Below are 13,999 nucleotides of genomic sequence, written 5' to 3'. Positions count from 1 at the left end.
CCATTTGCCACGACGCAAAACACATTATTACTCAGGCAGGCTTAATCCCAAGATTCTGATCAATAACTTCAAAATCCCAGCAGGGTTTTATCATGTTAATGATAAACAGTTAAGGCCGAATAGCGGCTATTATCGAGCCATTAATCATACTCTTCCAAATGAGTTTGATAAATTCTGCGGTTATTCCGGCGGATACACAGTGGGTGTCAATCTATTGACGATGATACCTGTTGTCTTTCCAGTTGCAGCTCTGTTGGCCGTACTTGCTCACCGCCGTCATATACTTATCTATGCCCGGAGATTTGCTATTCCTTCGCCATCACGCCTTATCCTGAAATCCAATGAATATATATCATGACCAATCATCATATTGATGAAACAGACTAATACACGGAAGTGCTCTTTATAATAGGCAACACGAAATCAGAATCGATATTTATCCTTTCAGAAAAACCTCACAGAATATGGCCCAGCCTAAAACGAATGATAATTACCCGTTCAGGGGACAATAACAGCCCATTTATGAATACGTTATTAAAAATGGCCGGCTTGCCACCCTCAGCGTAATAAACGGGCAATATCTTGTTAAGATAAAAACAGAAAAGCCATCATCTTCTGAAAATGCAGGATCACGTTATTCTCTCGCCCAGGTAAAATAATTCATAATTTCCTGACTCAATGCGATGCCAAGTTTCATTTCCGGTTAAAGGCTGGGTTGCAATAACGGAAACAATATCTCCCGGCTGAGTGTGTTCCTGAAAATTTATCTCAATATCCTGATCAAGCAATTTCGCTTTGCCAAAAGGCGCACGGCGGGTAACCCAATGCAACTGAGTCGAACAATAAGCCATAACAAATTGCCCGTCAGACAAAAGCATATTGAAAACACCACGTTGCCTCAACTCATCGGCCAGAGACGCAACATACTTAAATACCGCAGGCCAATTGGAAGGGCATTTGGGATATCTCAAAGACAACTGATGTAATATCCAGCAAAATGCCCATTCACTGTCCGTTTCTCCCACCGGACGATAAGCGCCGGTTTTCAGGTTGCGATACCCTTTCAATTGCCCGTTATGTGCATAAGTCCAATATTTGCCCCATAATTCACGGGTAAATGGATGGGTATTTACCAGAGAAACATTCCCCCGATTTGCCTGACGAATATGAGCCACGATCACTTCTGATTTGATTGGGTAGCCTTGCACAAATTGAGCCACAGGTGAATGACAGCTGGATTGGTGATCCTTGAACGTCCTGTACCCCTTCCCTTCATAGAAAGTGATCCCCCAGCCATCCTTGTGCGGGCCGGTAAATCCTCCACGCTGGAATAAGCCACTCACGCTGAAAACGATATCTGTAGGCACATTGGCATTCATGCCAAGTAATTCACACATTGCTCCCCCTAACAAACAACAATTAGGCTCTTACCATTTCTTTTTCAATGAGTTGAATCAAGATATGAATAACTTTGATGTGGATTTCCTGAATACGATCCGCATAGCCAAAGTGAGGCACACGGATTTCAACATCTGCACTGCCCGCCATTTTACCGCCATCCTTGCCTGTCAGCGTAATGACTTTCATTCCTTTGGCCCGGGCAGCTTCAATCGCCTTGATGATATTGCCGGAGTTTCCTGAAGTTGAAATTCCCAACAACACATCACCCTGCTGGCCAACGGCTTCAAGATAACGAGAAAATACATAATCATAACCAAAATCATTGCTCACGCAGGATAAATGACTGGGATCAGAAATCGCAATGCCCGGATACCCCGGACGATTCTCACGGTAACGGCCTGTCAGCTCTTCCGCAAAATGCATAGCATCACAATGTGATCCCCCATTTCCGCAGGAAAGCACTTTTCCGCCTGCTTTAAATGAATCTGCCAGTAAAACAGCAGCTTTTTGAATGGCATCAATATTTGCGTCATCACTGAGGAATTTAGCCAGCGTATCGGCGGCTTCGGATAATTCGCTGCGGATCAGATCTTGATACATGGACTCATGCTCCTGAAAAGTCTTCGGGATTAATAATATCAATTTCCCAGTGTAACGGATTCCCCCCCCTGAAAGAAGAAGTCATTGCGTCTGAATGAAATTATTGCGTGTAAAACTAAAACGACTTTGTGAGCTAGATTGTAATTAAGATGTAAATATATTGATAAATACATTTTCCTCATCTAAAAATGAAGGACGTCACAACAGGTCAGACCTCTGACAACTCAACCTGAGATTTACAGGAGTTTTACTATGACCGCTCTCAGTATTATTTTATTTTTCGTTTTGATTGGCGGGCTTTGTTACCGCAATTTTAGTCTAACTATAAGTAGCTTAGCTCTTGTTGCCTATACATTATTAATGGGCATCACTGGCCTTTGGAGCTATTGGTTACTATTACCTCTCGTCATTATCCTATTCCCTCTTGTTTTTACACCAACACGTATGTCTTTATTTTCTGCGCCAGGATTAAAAGCGTTCCGCAAGGTCATGCCAAGCATGTCCACAACAGAAAAAGAAGCTATTGATGCTGGGACAACATGGTGGGAAGGCGATCTTTTCCGTGGTAATCCAGACTGGCAAAAACTGCATAATTATCCGAAACCTCAATTGACAGCTGAAGAGCAAGCGTTTATTGATGGCCCGGTTGAAGAAGTCTGCCGCATGGCGAATGATTTCGAAATTTCTCATGAATTGGCTGACTTACCGCCAGAAATCTGGACTTACCTGAAGGAGCAACGCTTCTTCGCTATGATCATCAAGAAAGAATATGGTGGTCTGGAATTTTCTGCGTATGCTCAATCTCAGGTTCTGCAAAAACTGGCTGGTGTGTCCGGTATTCTGGCGATTACTGTCGGTGTGCCCAACTCTTTGGGGCCAGGCGAATTATTGCAACACTATGGTACTGATGAACAGAAAAAACATTATCTTCCCGGCCTTGCGCGCGGAGAGGAGATTCCTTGCTTTGCCCTGACCAGCCCTGAAGCTGGCTCCGATGCTGGTGCTATTCCTGATACTGGCGTTGTCTGTATGGGTGAATGGCAAGGCAAACAAGTTCTGGGCATGCGCCTGAACTGGAACAAACGTTACATCACTCTGGCCCCTATCGCTACCGTTCTGGGATTGGCATTCAAACTGTATGACCCTGAACACCTGCTGGGTGAAACTGAATCTCTGGGTATCACTTGTGCCCTGATCCCAACCAATACGCCGGGTGTTGAAATTGGCCGCCGCCATTTCCCTCTGAACATTCCATTCCAGAATGGTCCAACCCGTGGCCACGATATTTTCGTTCCTATCGATTACATCATTGGTGGGCCGAAGATGGCAGGCCAAGGCTGGCGTATGCTGGTTGAATGTTTGTCTGTTGGCCGTGGCATTACCTTGCCATCCAACGCAACAGGCGGCTTAAAAAGTGCAGCCATGGGAATTGGCGCTTATTCCTATATTCGCCGTCAGTTCAAATTACCTATCGGCAAAATGGAAGGCATTGAAGAACCCCTGGCGCGTATCGCAGGTAACTCTTACCTGATGGATGCGGCGGCAACCATGATTACCAGCGGTATCATGCTGGGAGAAAAACCTGCCGTTCTGTCCGCCATTGTGAAATATCACTGTACCCACCGAGGCCAGCGCGCCATCATTGATGCCATGGATATCGCCGGTGGCAAAGGCATCTGTCTTGGGCCGTCAAACTTCCTTGCTCGTGGCTATCAGGGTTCACCCATTGCCATTACGGTGGAAGGCGCAAATATCCTGACCCGTAGCATGATCATCTTTGGTCAGGGCGCAATTCGCTGCCACCCTTATGTACTGGCTGAAATCGCCGCGGCAGAAAGTAATAATGTCAAAGCATTTGATAAAGCCCTGTTTGGTCATTTAGGCCATGTTGCCAGCAACACGCTGCGCAGCTTGTGGCTTGGCATTACCAAAGGCAGGACCAGTCATTCACCGGTCAGTGATGCAACTCGCCGTTATTATCAGCAAATTAACCGGTTAAGTGCCAACCTTGCTCTGCTCTCTGATGTTTCAATGGGAGTATTAGGTGGCAGCCTCAAACGTCGTGAACGTATTTCAGCGCGTCTGGGTGATATCCTGAGTCAAATATTCTTGGCTTCTGCAACCTTAAAACGCTATGACGATGAAGGCCGCCAAAAAGAAGATTTACCTTTGGTTCAATGGGCAGTAGAAGATAGCCTGTATCAAGCTGAAGTGGCAATGAACGATTTACTGCGCAATTTCCCTAACCGCTTAGTGTCTGGTTTAATGCGCGTACTCGTCTTCCCATTGGGTCGTTTGCATACAGCGCCATCCGATAAACTTGATCACAAACTGGCTCAGATATTGCAAACGCCTTCCGCTACCCGTAGCCGTATCGGACGCGGACAATACCTGACACCAAGCGAGCACAATCCTCATGGATTACTGGAAGCAGCATTGCACGACATCATCGCCGCAGAACCAATCCATGCTCGCTTGAATCGTGAAGCCGGCAAACATTTGAGTTTTACGCGTTTGGATCAATTAGCTGAAAAAGCGTTGGCTGAGCACAAAATTTCTCAGGAAGAGGCTGATATTCTGAAGCGTGCTGAAGCCAGCCGGCTTCGTTCAATTAATGTTGATGACTTTGATGCTGATGCATTTGCTGTACCCAATCCAGAAAAAAAGCCTAGCAGTCAGCACCAGACAAAAGCAGCTTGATGCTGACAAAAAGGTATAAATGCATTCACTGGGCTTCAAGTTGAAACGTGAAAGACCGGAAGAATAACAATCAATACGGGGATAATAAGTCCCCGTATTTTATTTTAAACGCTTTCCAAAGATAATAACTCTTCCATCGTCTGGCGACGCCGAATCAAGCGTACTTTTCCTTCCGTAAATAGCAGTTCTGGGATCAAAGGCCGGCTATTATAATTTGAAGACATGGATGCACCATAAGCCCCTGTATCATGAAAAATCAGATAATCGCCAACACGGGCCTGAGGTAGCATACGCGGTACAACATCCCCACCTTCCAATTGGGTAAACACATCCCCTGATTCACATAACGGCCCAGCAACTAATGTTTCCTGTAAAGTGCCTTCCTGAGAATCTGCCTCACTATCCTGCCTATTCGGCAAAACAGAGATATGATGATAACTGCCATACATGGCCGGACGCATTAAGTCATTGAAACCGGCATCCACCAGCACATAATGACGGCTTCTCATAGATTTTATTGCCCGCACTTCTGCCATTAAAATGCCTGACTGCGCCACCAAAAAACGGCCGGGTTCAATTTCCAGCTCCACATGATGCCCCACATGCTGTTCAATGCGCTGACGAGCCTCATGCCACAAACTGTAATAGTGCTCAGTATCAACCACTTCTTCACCTGTTTTATAGGGAATTGATAATCCGCCTCCGGCTGAAATGGCCTGAATATCCTCACCACACGATATGACCAGCTCCACCATGGCATCGCATACATTGGAGAGATGCTGATAATCCACACCTGAACCGATATGCATGTGCAAACCTACCAATTTCAATCCATGTTGATGGAGTTTTTCAAGCGCGGCGGGAAGCTCCTGGTACCAAATCCCATGTTTACTATTTTCACCGCCTGTATTCGTTTTTTGGCTATGCCCATGCCCGAATCCGGGATTGATACGTAACCAAACCGGATGACCAGAGACTCGCTCCCCAATCTGATCGAGCATATCAATAGAGCCGACATTTACCGGAATATCTAATTCAATAACACGATCCAGTGTGTCTTCATCAATGACATCCGCAGTAAATACAATTTCTGATTTATCGCGACCGGGTTGAAAACCGGCATAAAGTGCCCGTTCAATTTCTCCCAATGATACCGCATCCACTTTCACGCCCTGCTCCCTTATCAAACGCAAAATATGTGTGTTGGAGCAAGCTTTCTGAGCAAACCGAACAACATCAAATTGTTTTAATTTTTTTATCTGCTCAATGATGTCATCGCCATCATAAATCCACAGTGGTGTCCCGTATTGCTCAGGCAGGCTGAGTAAATTTTCAGGGGTAAAATATCTTGTCGAGTCGCCGGCAAAAATTGATGTTGTCATTGAAATGTCCTAAAAAACCGATATTGCTCTATTATCAACAGCGGTCAGACAGGAATAAAAATATCTATTTAATGGTAGTCTATTCATTTATGATATCGATTTGATTGTTTTATCGACATGAGATGATGCTTATGCATTCCTGTTCATGGCGACACATTGAAATTTTTCATGCTGTAATGACGACTAAAAATCTCACTGATGCCGCCATATTATTGAAAACGTCCCAGCCAACAGTAAGCCGTGAACTTGCCCGCCTTGAGCTTTTGTTGAAATTTAAACTGTTTGATCGAATTAAAGGACGCCTGTTTCCTACGACACAAGGGTTACGATTTTTCGAAGAAGTTCAGCGTTCTTATTATGGGTTAGAAAGAATACTTGGTGCGGCTGAAAGCATCCGACAATTTGAACATGCTCAGTTATCTATTGCCTGCCTGCCAATGTTTTCTCAGTCTCTGCTGCCAAAAGCCTGCCACAGTTTTATCCAATGCTACCCAGACGTAAAACTGACGATTATTCCGCAGGAATCTCCTCTTTTGGAAGAATGGCTCTCAGCACAGCGACACGACATCGGCCTGACCGAGCATTTGCGGACTCCTGCCGGCACTCAACAAGAAACACTGATGACATTAAATGAAGTGTGTGTTTTACCCATTGATCACCCTCTATGCCAGAAACCCCAATTGACACCAGAAGATTTCAATGGAGAACAATTCATTAGCCTGTCAATTACCGACAGCTACAGGCAACTCATTGATACCATCTTTACGGAACATCACGTCAATCGCAATATGGTGATGGAAACCCACAGTGCAACCTCGATTTGTGCCATGGTCAACGAAGGTATTGGATTATCTATCGTCAACCCGCTAACCGCATTGAATTATTTGGATATCAACGCAAATATTCGCATTCGGCCATTCAGTATCGACATCCCGTTCACTGTAAGTTTAATCAAGCCAATACACCGGCCATCTTCAGAGCCTGTTGAAGCCTTTATTGCGCACCTGAAACAACAGGCAGGCTTATTTCCTGCAAAGCTGGCATTAGCTTTCCAGCGTTAATGATTGCCAATGTGGTGATGTGGAAAACCATTCGACCAGAAAATCCAGCAATACCCGCAATGTTACAGGCATATTCTGGCGACTGGCATAAATACCGTAGATCCCCATTACCTGTGGCTGATAATCAGGTAGCAATGCGACCAGCTGACCCGATTTCAAATAAGAAGATACAGAATAATAGGGCTGCATTGCTATTCCTGCCCCTTGTAAAGCCGCCTCCATCAATACAGTCGATTCATTGGCACTCAGCGTTCCACTCACCGGAACAGAATATTGTTCATGCTGCTTTTCAAACAGCCATAAACTTTTCCCGAAAAAATTATAAGTCAGGCAATTGTGTGCCGCTAAATCAACAGGACTTTGAGGAATAGATTTTCCTGCTAAATAAGAAGGCGCAGCACAAACAACGGAGTGGCATGTAGATAAAGGGCGAGCAATTAAGTTCGGCTCTAAATTATTAGTAATGCGGATCGCCAAATCAATCCGCTCCTCAATCAAATTGACCGCTTTATTATTGAGTTGCAAATTGACAGCAATATGTGGATAGATCCTCATAAATTCAGGAATGGCAAAGGCCAATGCACTGATGCCCAATGATTGGGAACAGCTTACACGCAACAATCCTTTTAAAGTCTGCGCTTCTGAAGACTGTTGAACGGGCATGGTATCCGCCAATTCCATTAACTTAAGACTATGCTGATAAACACTCTCTCCCGCCGAAGTCAGACTGATCTTGCGTGTCGTTCGGTGCAATAAACGAATACCTGCCCATTTTTCCATTTCAGCCAAATAACGGGATACCATTGCTCTGGACATATCCAAATATTCTGCCGCAGCAATCAGGCTTCCCTGCTCAACAATGGTGACAAATACCCGTGCTGCTGTAACTCTATCCATTTTAGAACGCCTGCTTTTTTTAATTAGTTCGATATATGCAACAAATAGTTGCTAGTTACGGGGTTTTTCAATCGAAATATGCAACTTATCATACATCTCATTCATGCAAATAGGCATTTTGGTATAGGAATTCGATGATGACTCGCAAAACAAAATTAAATATCGCACTCGCAGCGACCCTTTCTTTGGGCATGGCAACAATGGCTCAAGCCGCCAATCTTAAACTCGACATCTACAATCCGGGCGAAAAAGGCATTTTCCCTGTTTCTTCCGAAATCATTAGTGGTGATCATGAAGTTGCTCTGATTGACGCTCAGTTTAAGAAAAACGATGCCCAAGAGCTGGTAAAAATGATCCAAAAAACGGGTAAAAAGCTAACAACGATCTATATCAGCCATTCTGATCCTGATTTTTACTTTGGCCTTGATGTGATCACGGATGCATTTCCTAAAGCCAAAGTTATTGCATCTCCAGAAACAATCAAAGCAATCAATGAAACTAAAGATGGCAAACTCGCCTATTGGGGCGGCATTCTGGCGGATCAAGCCCCTCAAAAAATCATCGTTCCTGAACCAATGAAAGGAAACTCATTCTCCATTGATGGTGAAAAATTTATTGTTGAAGGATTGGATGGCCCGGCACCCGATCGTACTTTTGTCTGGATCCCTAAATTGAAAGCCGTTGTTGGTGGTGTGATTGTCTCTGACAACATCCACGTCTGGACTGCGGATACCCAGACCAAAGAATCACGCCAACATTGGATACAAACACTGGATCGCATAAAAAGCCTGAAGCCGGATACTGTCGTGCCAAGCCATTATTTGGGTAATTCAACAATGACTTTAGGAGCAGTGAGTTTCACCCAAAACTATCTGACAACCTTGGAAAAAGAGCTACCGAAAGCAAAAGATGCCGAAACCCTGATAGCAACGATGAAAAAGCACTATCCTGACCTTGCTGACGAATCCAGCCTTGAACTGGGAGCCAAGGTATTAAAAGGTGAAATGCAGTGGCCTCAATAAGTTGAAAATATAAGAGCAATCCATAAAGCTGCAACTTGATATACAACAGGCGCTGCGAATAGCAGCGTCTATATACAATCACAACTATTGCTAATCATTAATCACTAATCACTAATCACGGCTTCATCCTGATTATTTTCAACAGAAACGATAAGTTTGACCATTTTTAAATAACATCAATCAAATTCAATAGACTGCCCTGTAGAAAGATTTTTTGCATTCGGCAACCACAGTCTTCCCCATGCACCACTGCAATGACATGCATAAATGTGCGATATATTTTCTTTTTTGATGTATTTTCTCACTTCTAATAATTTAAACGGTGAAGCACGACGCAAATGCAAGCCGCCAATAACTGCATATACTTTTTCAATTCCAGTTATTTTCTTCGCATACTCAATAATATCAATAACACCTCGATGCCCGCACCCAATGAATATAATAAGCCCTTTTGTTGATTTATAGATCAACACACCTTCATCCTTGACAAAATCAGGTGAATACTTCTCATCACCGTCATTATTTATAATGATGCCATACTGTTTATTTTCATTCTTTTTTATTTCCCCCGAATATAAGAACCTCTCACTGATATGCATTTCATCCTTTGAGAAAAAAGCATCAAACTTATCAAAATCGACATCCTTTGATATTTTTTTAAGTCTTATCGCCGTGTTTTTTGTCACAGCCCAGCCATAATACCTTTCATTTTTAACATCCGGATGAGCAATTAACTTAGCATCGCTGGATAAAAAACCCAGTCCACCACAATGATCAAAATGCCCATGAGATATAATCACGGTTGTAACAGAAGATAAATCGATATTTAATTTCTTAGCGTTATCAATAAAACTCCTATCTGGCCCGGTATCAAAAAGTATAGTGTGTTTGTTATCTTGAATGAACAAACTTAAACCAGGCTTACCGATTAAACTTCCTTTGTAAGATTCAAAAACCTGGTTTTCCAATAAGGCCGTTATTTTTAATGTCATAACAGAGCTCATCTTCTCTATAAACGCAGTATTTATATACCTGCCGTCTTTCAAGTTACTATCTTGATGTATCTCGAAATTCAATAGGTATAAACGTAGTAAGAGCATGAACTCTTTAATGAAAACCTGCAAGCTATGCCGTGATAAATAACAATCATTGTTCCCCGGTTAACTAATGCTGCTCCCCGAGAACCATCAAATATCAATGACATGACTTAGGCAAAACCCCACCAGCACTATCGCAGACAGACATAAATAAGGCCCAAAGGCGATAAAGTCAGGATAGGATTTTCTTTTCCACCCCATTATCATAAACCCGAATAAACCGGATAAGGACGCCATGAGCATCAAGATTGGTATCATTTCCACACCTATCCATGCACCAATTGCAGCGGTCAGTTTAAGATCACCGTACCCTATCCCTTCTTTCTTTAAGGTATACCAACATAACCAATATAAAAACCATAAAAATAAATACCCTGATATGACGCCATATATCGCACTTTTTATCGGCACTAAGTTTCCATCAATATTAAATAAAACCCCACCCCACAATAAAGGAATAGTAATAGCATCAGGCAAATAATATGTTTTAATATCGATAATGGATAAGAGTAATAAAGTGCTACAAAAAAACATTATTATTATATAGTCAACTTCTGTTAAAATAATAAATCATCCTTTTATTTCCATATGAATTCAATGTTTAAATCAACCTATTTAAAATAACATCCTTGTTACTTATTTATTCCCTTAATTCCTGACCTTAATCAGGACAAGAGTGATATTAATTTACCCACCAACTTATTGGCAATAAAAATCCCGTAAAAATACCGATAACAAAATAAATATGCGAGCCCGCTCGCAAGAGAATAGGGTATCAACGTAAACAAGAGATAACTTGATCACGCAAACAGCGCTCATTTATCATGGACATGAATCAACGTTGTCATATGGCTGTCTATACCTGTCATCTTTCAAGTTGTCGCGTTGTTAGCTATGTTACTCTATTCTTTGCCGCTACACTCCAGCCACATAGCTCCCGCAACACATTGAAATTATTGGTATATGCCAGACCGGTATTACCGGAAAAAGAAGGAAAAAAGAAATATGCGAATTCCCCGCATTTATCACCCCGAACCACTCTCTATAAACACTGAAATCTACCTGAGTGATGACGCTGCCAATCATGTGGGTCGCGTGCTCCGAATGAGTAGCGGGCAAAAAGTACAACTCTTTGATGGTAGCAATCAGGTTTTTGATGCAGAACTCACTGAATCCACTAAAAAAACAGTCAAAGTGCGTATCCTTGAGGCCAGATTATCGGATCAGGAATCTCCGCTGGATCTGCATTTAGGGCAGGTTATGTCACGCGGTGAAAAAATGGAGTTCACTATCCAAAAATCCGTGGAACTGGGCGTCAGCACCATTACCCCATTACTTTCTGAACGCTGTGGTGTAAAACTGGATGCCGAGAGACTAGACAAGAAATTACAACAATGGAAAAAAATCGTCATTTCAGCCTGTGAGCAATGTGGCCGGAACCGTATTCCTGAGATCCGCCCGACCATGTCACTTGAAGCATGGTGCAAGGAAAACGATGACAACCTGAAATTAAATTTACATCCTCGTGCCAGTCAAAGCATTAATACCCTCCCGCTTCCGGTTAAAAAAGTACGTCTGTTGATTGGGCCCGAAGGGGGGTTATCTGCTGAAGAAATTGAAATGACGGCAAAATATCAATTTACTGATATCCTGTTGGGCCCTCGTATCCTAAGAACAGAAACAACAGCTCTCACCGCAATTACCGCACTGCAAGTACGTTTCGGTGATCTAGGCTAAGGAGAAAGAATGATCAAGCTAGGCATAGTGATGGACCCTATTTCATCCATCAAAATCAAAAAAGACACCAGTTTCGCGATGTTGTTGGAAGCACAAAAGCGCGGATGGGAAATCCATTACATGGAAATGGATGATCTTTACCTTCATCAGGGAGAAGCCCGTGCCCGTACCCGATTACTGGCGGTAGAAGAAAACCCGCAACAATGGTATCAATTCGGCAGTGAGCAAGAAATCGCCCTTGATACTTTGCAAGTCATCCTGATGCGTAAAGATCCCCCGTTTGATACAGAATACATTTACGCAACCTACATTCTGGAACGTGCTGAAGCAAAAGGCAGCCTGATTGTTAACAAACCCCAGAGCCTGCGCGATTGCAACGAAAAACTATTTACAGCTTGGTTTCCTGAGTTAACCCCCGACACGCTGGTGACGCGTAACGCAAAAAGTTTGCGTGAGTTTCATCAAAAACATGGCGATGTCATTTTTAAGCCGCTGGATGGTATGGGAGGCGCTTCCATTTTCCGGCTGAAACAGGATGATGCCAATGTTGGCGTTATTATTGAAACGCTGACTGAACATGGCAGCCGCTATTGCATGGCACAAAATTTCCTGCCTGCCATTAAAGACGGTGATAAGCGCGTACTTATTGTTGATGGTGAGCCTGTGCCTTATTGCCTGGCCCGTATCCCGGCCCAGGGAGAAACCCGGGGCAATCTTGCAGCAGGTGGCCGTGGAGAAGCCCGTCCGCTGTCGGAAAGTGATTGGGCAATCGCCCGTGCAGTTGCGCCAGTATTGAAAGAAAAAGGCTTAATTTTTGTCGGGCTTGATATTATCGGTGACCGTTTAACTGAAATTAACGTCACCAGTCCAACATGTGCACGGGAAATAGAAGCAGCTTACCCAGACATTTCTGTTACGGGCATGCTGATGGATGCTATTGAAAAACGATTGGATAAACAGACAGCATAAAAGCCTGAATAGCTTTCGATACCCAACGGCATTTGCCATTTATAATCAGTGCCCACATACTTGTGGGCCACATCACTCTTACATTGCCAAAATAATTATCAGAAACCACATGAAATTACAGCACAATTTTCTTATTGCCATGCCTTCGCTCTCTGATCCTTATTTCAATCGATCTGTAGTTTACATCTGCGAACATGATCAAAACGGGGCAATGGGATTAATTATCAATAAACCGATAGCGCAAGTGTCTATCCAAAGTATCTTGAAGAAATTGGAGATTTGCCCCGACGATAGAAACGAGGATATCGATCTGGATCAGCCTGTCATGGCGGGCGGCCCTTTGTCGGAAGAACATGGTTTTATTTTGCATACACCCCAATCAGGTTTCAGTTCCAGCATTCAGATCTCCGAGCATACGATGATCACGACATCTAAGGATATGCTGGAAGCTCTGGGAACACCGCGCCAACCGAAAAATATTTTGATGACTCTCGGGTATTCCAGCTGGGAAAAAGGTCAATTAGAAAAAGAGATTATGGAAAATAGCTGGCTTACTGTCAGTGCCAAGCCTTCTATTATTTTTGATACTCCGATTGCTGATCGCTGGCGGGAAGCCGCTTCGTTATTAGGGATCAATATTTATAACCTCGCATCACATGCAGGACATGCCTGATGAAAAACCGCACAATCATTGCCTTCGATTTTGGCACCCGCAGCATCGGCGCCGCTATCGGGCAGGAAATCACAGGTACCGCCAGAGCCTTATCCTCCTTTAAAGCCAATGAAGGTTCTCCAAATTGGGAACTTATTGGCAAATTACTTAAAGAATGGCAACCCGATCTCGTTATTGTCGGCCTGCCATTGAATATGGACGGCACTGAACAACCCGTTACAGCACAAGCCCGTAAATTTGCGAATCGTATACATGGCCGCTTTGGGGTTCAGGTTGAACTGCACGATGAACGATTGACTACTGTAGAAGCCCGCTCTCACTTATTTGATCATGGCGGCTACAGGGCGTTGAATAAAGGCCGCGTTGATTCAGCTTCCGCTGTTGTGATTTTGGAAAGCTGGTTTGAACAACATTATTCATAGCTCATAATATCGATTCTCAATAACCATGCTTAACACCT

At 43.5% G+C, this 13,999-nt stretch carries 13 protein-coding genes; 7 read left to right on the top strand and 6 right to left on the bottom strand.

Annotated elements, in window-relative coordinates; genetic code table 11:
- Nucleotides 1-629: 629 nt before the first annotated feature.
- On the bottom strand, nucleotides 630-1,397 hold the full coding sequence (locus Xsze_RS10765; RefSeq protein ID WP_038235369.1) for a class II glutamine amidotransferase: 768 nt from the start codon (nucleotides 1,395-1,397) through the stop codon (nucleotides 630-632).
- A 22-nt stretch (nucleotides 1,398-1,419) separates the two neighbouring features.
- Nucleotides 1,420-2,001, bottom strand: a complete 582-nt coding sequence (gene lpcA, locus Xsze_RS10760; protein ID WP_038235371.1) for a D-sedoheptulose 7-phosphate isomerase — start codon at nucleotides 1,999-2,001, stop codon at nucleotides 1,420-1,422.
- A gap of 252 nt (nucleotides 2,002-2,253) precedes the next feature.
- On the opposite strand from lpcA, the gene fadE reads away from it, so the two are divergent.
- Entirely contained in the window at nucleotides 2,254-4,701 is a 2,448-nt protein-coding gene (gene fadE, locus Xsze_RS10755) for an acyl-CoA dehydrogenase FadE (RefSeq protein ID WP_038235374.1), read from the top strand.
- Nucleotides 4,702-4,805: 104 nt separating this feature from the next.
- On the opposite strand, the gene lysA is transcribed toward fadE, so the two are convergent.
- Nucleotides 4,806-6,083 carry a diaminopimelate decarboxylase gene (lysA, locus tag Xsze_RS10750; protein WP_038235376.1) on the bottom strand — a complete coding sequence of 426 codons (1,278 nt, stop codon included), beginning with the start codon at nucleotides 6,081-6,083 and terminating at the stop codon, nucleotides 4,806-4,808.
- 131 nt (nucleotides 6,084-6,214) lie between these two features.
- Here lysA and Xsze_RS10745 point away from each other — a divergent pair, with 131 nt between their 5' ends.
- The gene (locus Xsze_RS10745) at nucleotides 6,215-7,144 is read left to right on the top strand and encodes a LysR family transcriptional regulator (protein WP_038235379.1); all 930 of its coding nucleotides are present in this window, start codon (nucleotides 6,215-6,217) and stop codon (nucleotides 7,142-7,144) included.
- Here the strand turns inward: Xsze_RS10745 and Xsze_RS10740 are convergent.
- On the bottom strand, nucleotides 7,127-8,041 hold the full coding sequence (locus Xsze_RS10740; protein WP_038235382.1) for a LysR family transcriptional regulator: 915 nt from the start codon (nucleotides 8,039-8,041) through the stop codon (nucleotides 7,127-7,129). The genes Xsze_RS10745 and Xsze_RS10740 overlap by 18 nt on opposite strands.
- Before the next feature lie 137 nt (nucleotides 8,042-8,178).
- Between Xsze_RS10740 and Xsze_RS10735 the strand changes: the two genes are divergently transcribed.
- Nucleotides 8,179-9,063, top strand: a complete 885-nt coding sequence (locus tag Xsze_RS10735) for an MBL fold metallo-hydrolase (protein WP_038235385.1) — start codon at nucleotides 8,179-8,181, stop codon at nucleotides 9,061-9,063.
- 176 nt (nucleotides 9,064-9,239) lie between these two features.
- Here Xsze_RS10735 and Xsze_RS10730 read toward each other — a convergent pair whose 3' ends face one another.
- Complete coding sequence (locus Xsze_RS10730; protein ID WP_038235387.1) at nucleotides 9,240-10,055, bottom strand: MBL fold metallo-hydrolase; 816 nt, start codon at nucleotides 10,053-10,055, stop codon at nucleotides 9,240-9,242.
- 195 nt (nucleotides 10,056-10,250) lie between these two features.
- Nucleotides 10,251-10,694, bottom strand: a complete 444-nt coding sequence (locus Xsze_RS10725) for a prepilin peptidase (protein WP_051462313.1) — start codon at nucleotides 10,692-10,694, stop codon at nucleotides 10,251-10,253.
- A 471-nt stretch (nucleotides 10,695-11,165) separates the two neighbouring features.
- Here Xsze_RS10725 and rsmE point away from each other — a divergent pair, with 471 nt between their 5' ends.
- The 4 genes from rsmE (at nucleotide 11,166) to ruvX (ending at nucleotide 13,961) form a co-directional block, all read left to right on the top strand.
- Nucleotides 11,166-11,897 carry a 16S rRNA (uracil(1498)-N(3))-methyltransferase gene (rsmE, locus tag Xsze_RS10720; protein WP_038235389.1) on the top strand — a complete coding sequence of 244 codons (732 nt, stop codon included), beginning with the start codon at nucleotides 11,166-11,168 and terminating at the stop codon, nucleotides 11,895-11,897.
- A 9-nt stretch (nucleotides 11,898-11,906) separates the two neighbouring features.
- The gene (gene gshB / locus Xsze_RS10715) at nucleotides 11,907-12,866 is read left to right on the top strand and encodes a glutathione synthase (RefSeq protein WP_038235391.1); all 960 of its coding nucleotides are present in this window, start codon (nucleotides 11,907-11,909) and stop codon (nucleotides 12,864-12,866) included.
- Nucleotides 12,867-12,975: 109 nt separating this feature from the next.
- Nucleotides 12,976-13,539 (top strand): YqgE/AlgH family protein, encoded by a 564-nt coding sequence (locus Xsze_RS10710; protein ID WP_038235393.1) that lies wholly within the window; start codon nucleotides 12,976-12,978, stop codon nucleotides 13,537-13,539.
- Nucleotides 13,539-13,961: a Holliday junction resolvase RuvX gene (ruvX, locus tag Xsze_RS10705; RefSeq protein ID WP_038235395.1), complete on the top strand. Its 423-nt coding sequence runs from the start codon at nucleotides 13,539-13,541 to the stop codon at nucleotides 13,959-13,961. Before Xsze_RS10710 ends, ruvX begins: the two co-directional genes overlap by 1 nt.
- Nucleotides 13,962-13,999 lie beyond the last annotated feature (38 nt).

Origin of the sequence: Xenorhabdus szentirmaii DSM 16338 (assembly GCF_002632585.1) — a bacterium.
GTDB lineage: Bacteria > Pseudomonadota > Gammaproteobacteria > Enterobacterales > Enterobacteriaceae > Xenorhabdus > Xenorhabdus szentirmaii.
The sequence above is the reverse complement of the archived record's forward strand: the minus strand, read 5'-3'. Positions and strand labels throughout refer to the sequence as shown.

Excerpts from the sequence above, each read along its gene's own strand:
- lysA (WP_038235376.1), bottom strand. The coding sequence starts at position 6,083 with ATGACAACATCAATTTTTGCCGGCGACTCGACAAGATATTTTACCCCT.
- Xsze_RS10740 (WP_038235382.1), bottom strand. The coding sequence starts at position 8,041 with ATGGATAGAGTTACAGCAGCACGGGTATTTGTCACCATTGTTGAGCAG.
- Xsze_RS10730 (WP_038235387.1), bottom strand. The coding sequence starts at position 10,055 with ATGACATTAAAAATAACGGCCTTATTGGAAAACCAGGTTTTTGAATCT.
- Xsze_RS10725 (WP_051462313.1), bottom strand. The coding sequence starts at position 10,694 with ATGTTTTTTTGTAGCACTTTATTACTCTTATCCATTATCGATATTAAA.
- rsmE (WP_038235389.1), top strand. The coding sequence starts at position 11,166 with ATGCGAATTCCCCGCATTTATCACCCCGAACCACTCTCTATAAACACT.
- ruvX (WP_038235395.1), top strand. The coding sequence starts at position 13,539 with ATGAAAAACCGCACAATCATTGCCTTCGATTTTGGCACCCGCAGCATC.
- Xsze_RS10745 (WP_038235379.1), top strand. The coding sequence starts at position 6,215 with ATGCATTCCTGTTCATGGCGACACATTGAAATTTTTCATGCTGTAATG.
- Xsze_RS10735 (WP_038235385.1), top strand. The coding sequence starts at position 8,179 with ATGACTCGCAAAACAAAATTAAATATCGCACTCGCAGCGACCCTTTCT.
- gshB (WP_038235391.1), top strand. The coding sequence starts at position 11,907 with ATGATCAAGCTAGGCATAGTGATGGACCCTATTTCATCCATCAAAATC.
- fadE (WP_038235374.1), top strand. The coding sequence starts at position 2,254 with ATGACCGCTCTCAGTATTATTTTATTTTTCGTTTTGATTGGCGGGCTT.
- Xsze_RS10710 (WP_038235393.1), top strand. The coding sequence starts at position 12,976 with ATGAAATTACAGCACAATTTTCTTATTGCCATGCCTTCGCTCTCTGAT.
- lpcA (WP_038235371.1), bottom strand. The coding sequence starts at position 2,001 with ATGTATCAAGATCTGATCCGCAGCGAATTATCCGAAGCCGCCGATACG.
- Xsze_RS10765 (WP_038235369.1), bottom strand. The coding sequence starts at position 1,397 with ATGTGTGAATTACTTGGCATGAATGCCAATGTGCCTACAGATATCGTT.